This is a genomic window from Saccharothrix sabaoui (assembly GCF_051756985.1).
In the GTDB taxonomy this organism is placed as follows: Bacteria; Actinomycetota; Actinomycetes; order Mycobacteriales; family Pseudonocardiaceae; genus Actinosynnema.
The window spans coordinates 1-9,324 of sequence record NZ_JBPKJK010000245.1; the positions used below are offsets into that span (position 1 = coordinate 1).

The 9,324-nt window shown below is 75.0% G+C and carries 9 protein-coding genes; 5 read left to right on the top strand and 4 right to left on the bottom strand.

What is annotated here, in order from left to right; translation table 11 throughout:
* Positions 1-1,340, bottom strand: a 1,340-nt coding sequence (locus tag ACR807_RS39395; RefSeq protein WP_438926636.1) for a DUF349 domain-containing protein, incomplete at its 3' end; no start/stop codon positions are given.
* A gap of 187 nt (positions 1,341-1,527) precedes the next feature.
* Between ACR807_RS39395 and ACR807_RS39400 the strand changes: the two genes are divergently transcribed.
* The 3 genes from ACR807_RS39400 to dapF are packed head-to-tail and all read left to right on the top strand — an operon-like array spanning position 1,528 to position 3,946.
* On the top strand, positions 1,528-2,211 hold the full coding sequence (locus tag ACR807_RS39400; protein WP_438926637.1) for a class III extradiol dioxygenase subunit B-like domain-containing protein: 684 nt from the start codon (positions 1,528-1,530) through the stop codon (positions 2,209-2,211).
* Positions 2,212-2,215: 4 nt separating this feature from the next.
* Positions 2,216-3,133 (top strand): tRNA (adenosine(37)-N6)-dimethylallyltransferase MiaA, encoded by a 918-nt coding sequence (gene miaA / locus ACR807_RS39405; protein ID WP_438926638.1) that lies wholly within the window; start codon positions 2,216-2,218, stop codon positions 3,131-3,133.
* 9 nt (positions 3,134-3,142) lie between these two features.
* Positions 3,143-3,946: a diaminopimelate epimerase gene (dapF, locus tag ACR807_RS39410; RefSeq protein WP_438926639.1), complete on the top strand. Its 804-nt coding sequence runs from the start codon at positions 3,143-3,145 to the stop codon at positions 3,944-3,946.
* On the opposite strand, the gene ACR807_RS39415 is transcribed toward dapF, so the two are convergent.
* From ACR807_RS39415 to ACR807_RS39425, 3 genes are read right to left on the bottom strand one after another with little or no spacing between them, the layout of a single operon-like run.
* Positions 3,943-4,797 carry an SMP-30/gluconolactonase/LRE family protein gene (locus ACR807_RS39415; RefSeq protein ID WP_438926640.1) on the bottom strand — a complete coding sequence of 285 codons (855 nt, stop codon included), beginning with the start codon at positions 4,795-4,797 and terminating at the stop codon, positions 3,943-3,945. The two genes, dapF and ACR807_RS39415, sit on opposite strands and share 4 nt — an antisense overlap.
* On the bottom strand, positions 4,790-6,019 hold the full coding sequence (locus tag ACR807_RS39420; RefSeq protein ID WP_438926641.1) for an MFS transporter: 1,230 nt from the start codon (positions 6,017-6,019) through the stop codon (positions 4,790-4,792). The genes ACR807_RS39415 and ACR807_RS39420 overlap by 8 nt, the downstream gene beginning before the upstream one ends.
* On the bottom strand, positions 6,003-7,259 hold the full coding sequence (locus tag ACR807_RS39425) for an MFS transporter (RefSeq protein WP_438926642.1): 1,257 nt from the start codon (positions 7,257-7,259) through the stop codon (positions 6,003-6,005). Before ACR807_RS39425 ends, ACR807_RS39420 begins: the two co-directional genes overlap by 17 nt.
* 68 nt (positions 7,260-7,327) lie before the next feature.
* Here ACR807_RS39425 and ACR807_RS39430 point away from each other — a divergent pair, with 68 nt between their 5' ends.
* Together ACR807_RS39430 and hflX are read left to right on the top strand one after the other, a co-directional pair.
* Complete coding sequence (locus ACR807_RS39430; RefSeq protein WP_438926643.1) at positions 7,328-7,822, top strand: ArsR/SmtB family transcription factor; 495 nt, start codon at positions 7,328-7,330, stop codon at positions 7,820-7,822.
* A gap of 56 nt (positions 7,823-7,878) precedes the next feature.
* Complete coding sequence (hflX, locus tag ACR807_RS39435) at positions 7,879-9,324, top strand: GTPase HflX (RefSeq protein WP_438926644.1); 1,446 nt, start codon at positions 7,879-7,881, stop codon at positions 9,322-9,324.

Consider the following 9,324-nt stretch of genomic DNA (forward strand, 5'->3'; position numbering starts at 1 on the left):
TGCTCGGCCGCGGCCAGCCACTCCCGCCACTGCTGGGCCTGGGCCTCGGCCTGCTGGGCACGGCGCTTGTCACCCGCCGACCGGGCCTTCTCGGCCTGGGCCTCGAACTGCTCGACGCGCTCGCGGAACTGCGCGACGCGGGCCTCGGCCTCCGGGTCGGACCGGCGCCACTGGGCGTCGACCGCGCCGCGGACCCGCTCCTCGATCGCGCGGAGCTTGCCCTCCAGGTCGCGGATGCGCTCGCGCGGGACCTTGCCGATCGCGTCCCACCGCTCCTGGATCTTGTAGAGCTGCTGGCGGGCGGTCTCCAGGTCGCCGGAGGGGTCGATGCGCTCGGCCTCGGCGAGCAGTTCCTCCTTCAGCTTCGCGTTGGTCGCGAACTCCGCGTCACGCTCGTTGAACGCCTCGGAGCGCTTGGCGAAGAACGCGTCCTGGGCGGCGCGGAACCGCTGCCACAACGCGTCGTCGGCCTCCTTGGGCGCGCGCCCGGCGGCCTTCCACTCGACCATCAGGTCCTTGTACCGGCCGGCCGTGGGGCCCCAGTCGTCGGACTCGACGAGCTTCTCGGCCTCCTCGACCAGCTCCTGCTTGCGGTTCTTGGCGACGCCCCGCTGCCGGTCGAGGTCGGCGAAGTGCGAGCCCCGCCGGCGGTTGAACGCGTCCCGCGCCTTGGAGAACCGACGCCACAGCTGCTCGTCGGTCTTGCGGTCGACGCCCCGGATGGTCTTCCACTCGTCCAGGATCTGCCGCAGCCGGTCGCCGGCCACCTTCCACTGCGTCGACTCGTTGGCCAGGACCTCGGCCTCCTCGACCAGCTCCTGCTTGCGGGCCCCGGCCGCGGCGCGCGCCTCGTCCTTGGCCGCCTTGGCCGCCTCCAGGCCCTTCTCGGCCAGCGCGAGCACGTGCTCGACGCGGGCCGCCAGCGCCGCGAGGTCGCCGACCACCGCCGCGTCGGCCAGGCTCTCCTGGACGTGCTTGGCGCTGGTCATCGCGTGCTTGGGGTCGCCCGTCCCGGCGGTCAGCCGCGTCACCAGCAGCTCGACCTCGGTGCGGATGTCGTCGAACCGGCGCGCGAAGTGCGCCAGGCCCTCCGCGGGCTCGCCCGCCTGCCACGAGCCCACGACGCGCTCGCCGTCGGCCGTCTTGACGTAGACGGTGCCGTCCGCGTCCACGCGCCCCCAGCGGTCAGGGTGGTCCGACGCCACGGGGACCGGTGTGGCCGGGGCCGTGACCGGTGCGGCCGGGGCCGTGACCGGCGCGGCTGCCACCGGGGTCTCCTCGACTACCGCCCCCGCACCACTGTCACCAGTGGCTTCCGGTGTCGTCTCGTGCTCCGTCATCGCCGGCTTCCTCCTCGCCTGCCCACTTCGTGGTGCCCGTGCCGACCACGGGCGCCCCGCCAGCGGCGGGGCCCAGCACCCGGGTACCGCGCGACCCACCTGAAGGGTCGCCAGTACCTCGCGCGCATTCAAACAGGTCAGGGCTCGCATCGGTACCTGTGGTGGCCGATCGGTAGCGTGGGTTGTCATGATCTCGCGACTGGCGGTCGTGCCGCACCCCCCGCTCCTGGTGCCCGAACTGGTCGCCGGCGCCGCGCCGGAGACCGAACCGGTGCGGGCGGCGAGCCTGGCCGCGGCGCGGGAACTGGCGGCGCACTCGGACGAGTGGGTGGCCGTCGGCGTCGACCCGTCCGGGCCGAGGGTGGTGCAGGACGTGGCCGGCAGCTTCCGCGGCTTCGGGGTGGACGTGCCGGTGTCGCTCACCGAGGGCGCGACCCGGGTGGACGACGAACTGCCGCTGCCCGCCCTGGTCGCCGGCTGGCTGCGGGAGCGCGCCGGGGCGCGCCGGGTGCGCGTCCACCTCGTGCCGCCCGACCTGCCCGGACCCGACTGCGCGGCGCTCGGGGCGCGGCTCGCGGGCACGCCCGCGCTGCTCGTCCTGGGCGACGGGTCGCACCGGCACGGCGAGCTGGCCGTGGGGCGGTCCGACGACCGGGCCGGGGCGTTCGACGACGGCGTGCGGCGGGCGCTGGCCTCGGCGGACCGGGACGCGCTGGGCGCGCTGGACCCGGCGCTGGCGGCGGAGCTGGGCGCGGGCGGGCGGGCCGCGTGGCAGGTCGCGGCGGCCGTGCCGGGCGCGTGGCGGTGCACCCGGTCGGCGTTCCTGGCCCCCTACGGGGTCGGGTACCACTGGGCCGTCTGGGAGGCTTGAGCGCGTGAGCACCTCCTCCGGGGTCGTCCCGGTCGTCGTCGTCGGCCCCACCGCGACCGGCAAGTCCGACCTGGCCGTGCGGCTCGCCGCCGAACTGGGCGGCGAGGTGGTCAACGCCGACGCGATGCAGCTCTACCGGGGCATGGACATCGGCACGGCGAAGGTCACCGAGGAGGAGCGGCGCGGCGTGCCGCACCACCTGCTCGACGTGCTCGACGTGACCGACACCGCCTCGGTGGCCGCCTACCAGCGGGAGGCGCGCGCCGTCGTGGAGCGGCTGCTGGCCGCCGGGCGCACGCCCGTGCTGGTCGGCGGCTCGGGCCTGTACGTGCAGGCGGTGCTCGACGACCTGGAGTTCCCCGGCACCGACGAGGCGGTCCGCGCCCAGCTGGAGCGGGAGCTGGCGATGTTCGGCGCGGAGACCCTGCACGGCCGGTTGGCGCAGCTCGACCCGGCCGCGGCCCTGGCGATCCTGCCGTCCAACGCCCGGCGCGTGGTGCGCGCGCTGGAGGTGATCGAGCTGACCGGCAGGCCGTTCTCGGCGACCCTGCCCAAGCCCGGCCCGGCGCGGTGGGGCGCGGTCCTGGTCGGCCTGGACCGGGAGGTGGCCGAACTGGACGAGCGGGTCGACGCCCGGGTCGGCCGGATGTTCGACGCGGGCCTGGTCGACGAGGTGCGCGCGCTGGAGGCCAGGGGGCTGCGGGAGGGCCGCACGGCGTCGCGCGCGCTCGGCTACCAGCAGGTGCTGGCCGCGTTCGACGGCGAGTACTCGGTCGAGGAGGCGTTCGGGGCGACCGCCCTGGGCACCCGGCGGTTCGTGCGCAGGCAGCGGTCCTGGTTCCGCCGCGACCGGCGGGTCACCTGGTTCGACGCGTCCTCGCCCGACCTGGCCGGCCGCGTCCTCCGGCACGTCGCGCCGTAGACTGCCGGCGTGGGCGTCGAATTCCTCAAGGGCCACGGCACCGAGAACGACTTCGTGGTGCTGCCCGATCCGGACGGTGCGCTGGACCTCACCGAGGAGCGGGTGCGCGCGCTGTGCGACCGGCGGCGCGGCCTCGGCGCGGACGGCGTGCTGCGGGTGGTGCGCCCCGACTTCGGCCCCTGGTTCATGGACTACCGCAACGGCGACGGCTCGATCGCCGAGATGTGCGGCAACGGCGTGCGCGTGTTCGTCCGCTACCTGGTCGACGCGGGCCTGGCGCCCGGCGGCGAGGAGTTCACCATCGGCACCCGTTCGGGTGAACGGCGGGTCGTCGCGCACGAGGACGGCACGGTCACCAACGACATGGGCCGCGTCCTGGTCACCGGCACCGGCACGGCCACGGTCGGCGGCAGCGCGTTCGGCGGTGTCGCGGTGGACGTCGGCAACCCGCACCTGGCGTGCGTCACCGAGGTGCCGGTGGGCGAGCTGGACCTGGGCGTGCCGCCCGGCCACGACCCGGTGCTGTTCCCGCACGGCGTGAACGTGGAGTTCGTCAACGTGCTGGGCGACGGCGCGCTGCGGATGCGCGTGCACGAGCGCGGCGTCGGCGAGACCCGCTCGTGCGGCACGGGCACGGTCGCCGCGGTCGCCTCGTGGCTGTACGGGACCGGTCAGCGCACCGGCAAGGCCACCGTGGACGTCCCCGGCGGACAGCTCGCGGTGGTGATCGAGGAGGACGGCTCGACGCTCACCGGCCCGGCCGTGCTGCTCGCCCGGGGCGAGCTCGACCAGGCGTGGTGGGACTCGCTCTAGAGGTCGACCACCTCCAGCCTGCCCAGGCGCGCCCCGGCCACCACCTCCGGCTGGGAGGTGGGCGCGGTGCAGCAGACGAGCCGGTCGCCCAGGACCGCCACCGCGAAGCACGGCTGCCCGGTCTCGACCCGGCGGGTGACGACGCCGTCCTCGACCCGGAAGGCGGCGGCCTGGAGCGCGGGCGCGACCCACACGCCGCCCTCGTCGTCCACCGCGATGCCGTCGGGCGCGACGCCGTGCTCGCGCAGGTCGGCCCACGTCGTGCGGCCGGACAGCGTCCCGTCGTCGGCCACGTCGAACGCGGTCAGCCCGAACGCCAGGGTCTCGGCGACGACGAGCCTGCCGTCCGGCAGCAGCACCATGCCGTTGGGGAACCTCAGGTCCTCGGCGGCCACCGACACCGCCCCGTCCGGGCCGACCAGCGCCAGCGCCGCGCCGGGCGCCGTCCAGCCGGGTGCCAGCAGGGCCGCCTCGCCGTGCTCGGCGATGAGCGCGTGCAGGTCGAAGCCGAAGTTGCCGACGTACGCGCGGCCGTGCGCGTCGACCAGCATGTCGTTGGCGTGGAACGTGGCGATCCCGCCCAGGTCGGCGTGCTCGACGAGGCCGCCGTCCTCCAGGCGCAGCACCCGGCGGTCGCGCATCGACACCACGAGCAGCCGCCCGTCGGGCAGCCAGCCCAGGCCCGAGGGCTGGCCCGGCACCGCGCAGACGACCTCCTCGGCCCCCGTGACCAGGTCGAGCGCGCGCACCTCGTGGTCGTAGAAGTCCGAGTAGAACAGCCTGCCGTCGGGTCCCCGCCGGGGTCCCTCGCCGAACCGGAGGCCGTCGCGCAGCACGGTGGTGTCAACCATGGCGCCCGACGCTAGTGATCACGGGGGCGTCCCGCATCGCCCGCAGCGGTGACAGCACCACCCACAGGACGGACAGGGCCATGCCCGCCGCCGCGACCCACAGCGTGCCCCGCACCCCGATCCACCCGGCGAGCGCGCCGCCCGCCAGCGCGCCGAGCGGGGTGGCGCCCCAGGCCAGGAAGCGGACGGTCGCGTTCACCCGCCCCTGGAGGCCGGGCGGGCACAGCGCCTGCCGCAGGCTGACCTGGGCCACGTTGTGGACGACGGCCCCGGCCGAGGTGACCACCGTGCCGACGGCGAGCAGCGCCAGCCGCCAGTCCGGCCCGGCCAGCGGCACGAGCGCCCAGAACGGCTGCGTGACCAGCATCGGCAGCCACACGAGCCGGGCCGTGCCGAACCGCCGCAACCGGCCCGCGACCAGGCCGACCAGCGCGCCGCCCGCGCCGCCGGCGCCCAGCAGCACCGAGGCGGCCGTCGGCGACAGGTCCAGGTCGCGCAGCAGGAACAGCACGCTCACCGCGACCCACACGGCGTTGGCCAGGTTGAACGAGGTCGTGCACAGCGCGATCGGCCGCAGCAGCGGGTGCCCGAGCACGAACCGCAGGCCCTCCCCCATCTCCGCCCGCAGGGCCCGGGGACGCCGGGGCACGGGCTCCTCGGCGGTCCGCACCCCGCGCAGCAGCAGCGCGGCGACCAGGTAGGAGGCGCTGACCGCCGACACCGCGTTCGCCGCGCCCAGCAGCTGCGCGAGCGGTCCGCTCACCGGGCCCCCGGTGAGCCGGGCCACCTGCTGCGACGACACGAGCCGGGCGTTGCCCGCGGTCAGCCCCTCGCGGTCGACCAGCACCGGCAGGTACGCCTGGCCCGCCACGTCCACGAACACCGTCAGCACGCCCGCCAGCAGCGCGGCCAGCACCAGGTGGGCGAACGTCAGGCCGCCGAGCCACCCGGCGACCGGCACCGTGGCCAGCACCAGCGCCCGGCCGGTCGTGCTCCAGACCAGCAGGGGGCGCTTGCGCACCCGGTCGACCAGCACCCCCGCGGGCAGGCCGATCAGCAGGAACGCCGCCGTCCCGGCCGCCGCCAGCACCCCCACCTGGAACTCGGAGGCGTCCAGCGCCTCGATCGCCACCACCGGCAGCACGAACGCCGACACCGCCGTGCCGAACTGGTTGACCGCGTCGCTGCCCCAGAACCGCCGGAAGTCACCTCGTGACGACATCCCCCTCTTCCTCCCCCTCTTCCTCCTCCGCGTGGACCCGCCCGCGGCGCAGCGGCGACAGCACCACCCACAGCGCCGACAGCGCCTGCCCCGCCATGGCCACCCACAGCGCCGCCGTGACCCCGACGCCCGTGCCCAGGGCGCCGCCGGCCAGCCCGCCCAGCGGCAGCGCGCCCCACACCACGAACCGGATGCTCGCGTTCATCCGGCCGAGCAGGTGGTCGGGGCAGATCGACTGCCGGTAGCTGAGCTGGGCGACGTTGTAAACGATGACGCCGTAGCCGACGACGGCCTCGCCGAGGGCCACCAGCACGAGCCGCCAGTCCGGCGCGCCGAGCGGGATGAGCAGCCCGAACGGGAACGTGACCAGGGCGGACAGCCAGATCGGCGTGATCGGGCCGAACCGGGCGTGCCACCGGCCCATGGTCAGCGCGCCGAGCACGCCGCCCGCGCCCCCCGCGCTGAGCAGCACGCCCACCACGCCCTCGGACAGGCCCAGCTCGCGGACCAGGAACAGCACCGTGACGGCCGCCGCGATGCCGCCGAAGAAGTTCGCCGTGCCCGTGCAGGCGACGATCGCGCGCAGCGACGGGTGCCCGAACACGAACCGCAGGCCCTCGGCGACCTCGTGCCGCAGCCCGGTCCGCCCGGCCCGCGCCGGCACCGGCTCGGCGGTGCGGATGCGCAGCAGGAACAGCGCCGACACGAGGTAGCCGGCACCGGTCGCGAGCACGCCGACGGCCGCCCCGACCGCCTGCGCCACCCCGCCGGCCAGCGCGGGTCCGGACACCTCGGCCACCGCCCGGCTGGACTCCAGCTTCGAGTTGCCCTCGACGAGCTGCTCCCGGCCGACCAGCGCGGGCAGGTACGACTGGTAGGCGACGTCGAACATGACCGTGGCCGCGCCGACCAGCAGCGCCACCACGACCAGGTGGGCGAGGGTGAGCGCGCCGAGCCACCAGGCGGCCGGGACGGACAGCAGCAGCGCGGCGCGCGCGACGTCGGAGACGAGCATCACCGGGCGGCGGCTCATCCGGTCCACCCACACCCCGGCGGGCAGCCCGATCAGCAGGAACGCGGCCGAGCCCGCGGCGGAGAGCACGCCCATCTGGAACGGCGTGGCGGCCAGCGCGCCCACCGCGAGCAGCGGCAGGACCGTGCGGCCGATCGTGGCGCCGAACTGGCTGACGGTGTCGCCCACCCACAGGAGGCGGAAGTCGCGGTGGGACCAGAGGGACATGGCGGGGAGTCTCGCGCGAGTGATTTGAAACTGTCAATCACTTACCCGCGACGGCGTATCCTTGGCCGGTGGAGCGACAGATCGGCACCGCCGAGCAGGCCGCGGCCCTCGCCTCGGACGTGCGGCTGCGCATCATCCGGCTCACCTACGACACGCCGCTGACCAACAAGGAGATCGCCGAGCGCCTCCGCAAGGACCCGGCCACCACGCTCCACCACGTGCGCAAGCTGGTGGCCGCGGGTTTCCTGGAGGCGCAGCCCGCCCGCTCGGGCAACCGGGGCGCGCGCGAGGTCCCCTACCTGTCCACCGGGCTGTCCTGGCGGCTGACCTGGCAGGACGACGAGAAACCGCTGGCCACCCAGGAGGCCGTGCTCCAGGCGTTCCTCGGCGAGGTCGCCGACCACGGCGTCGACGCGCTCAAGCAGGTCCGGTTGGTCGTCAGGACCGACCCGCGGGAACTAAAACGGCGTCTCCAGGCGTTGTTCGATGAGCTGGCGTCGACGCCGGCCACCCCGGACGGGGAGCGGGTCGCGGTCTACCTGGCGCTGTACCCGGGGGACTGACCGCGGGTGATAACCACTCGGTCCGGCGAGGGGTGACGTGGGACGATGAAGGGCAAATGACGGACAACACGTACCGAAGCAACGACTGGCCCGACCAGGACGACGAGCTGTCGACCGGCGACCTCGCGCTGGAGGAACGCGCGGCGCTGCGCCGCGTCGCCGGGCTGTCCACCGAACTCCAGGACGTCACCGAGGTCGAGTACCGGCAGCTCCGCCTGGAGCGCGTCGTGCTGGTCGGCGTGTGGACCGAGGGCACCGCGGCGGACTCCGAGGCCTCCCTGGCCGAGCTGGCCCTGCTCGCCGAGACGGCGGGCTCCGAGGTCCTCGAAGGTCTCGTCCAGCGGCGCGACCGGCCCGACCCGGCCACCTACATCGGCGCCGGCAAGGTCGCCGAGCTGCGCGACATCGTGATCTCGACCGGCGCGGACACCGTGATCGCCGACGGCGAGCTCTCCCCCGGCCAGCTGCGGCAGCTGGAGGAGAAGCTCAAGGTCAAGGTCATCGACCGCACGGCGCTGATCCTCGACATCTTCGCCCAGCACGCCTCCACCAAGGAGGGCAAGGCGCAGGTCGAGATGGCGCAGCTCCAGTACCTGCTGCCGCGCCTGCGCGGGTGGGGCGAGTCGCTGTCCCGGCAGGCCGGTGGCCGTGCCGGCGGCGGCAACGGCGGCGTGGGCCTGCGCGGTCCCGGTGAGACGAAGCTGGAGACCGACCGACGGCGCATCCGCGCGCGCATCTCGAAGCTGCGCCGCGAGATCGCCGCCATGGGCGTCATCCGGGAGACCAAGCGGCACCGCCGCGTGGCGAACTCGGTGCCGAACGTGGCCATCGCGGGCTACACGAACGCGGGCAAGTCCAGCCTGCTCAACGCGCTGACCGGCGCGGGGGTGCTGGTGCAGGACGCCCTGTTCGCGACCCTCGACCCGACCACGCGCCGCACCGAGACCCCCGAGGGCCTGCCCTACACGCTGACCGACACCGTCGGCTTCGTGCGGCACCTGCCGCACCAGCTGGTCGAGGCGTTCCGGTCGACGCTGGAGGAGGTCGCCGACGCGGACCTGCTGGTCCACGTGGTCGACGGGTCCGACGCGATGCCGGAGAAGCAGGTCAAGGCGGTGCGCGAGGTGATCGGCGAGATCTCGTCGCGGCACGACGACCCGATGCCGCACGAGCTGCTCGTGGTCAACAAGATCGACGCGGTGGGCGAGCTGGGCATGGCCCGGCTGCGGCACCTGTTCCCGACCGCGGTGTTCGTCTCCGCGCACACCGGCGAGGGCATCGCCGCGCTGCGCGAGCGCATCGCGGTGGAGACGCCGCGGCCCGAGGTGGTCGTGGAGGCGCTCGTGCCGTACGCGCGCGGCGAGGTCGTCGCCCGCGTGCACCGCGAGGGCGAGGTGCTCAAGGAGCGGCACACCGAGGAGGGCACCGAGCTGTCCGCCCGGGTCCGGCCCGACCTGGCCGGCCTGCTGGAGCAGTTCGCCGTGGACGGAAGCCGCGCCTGA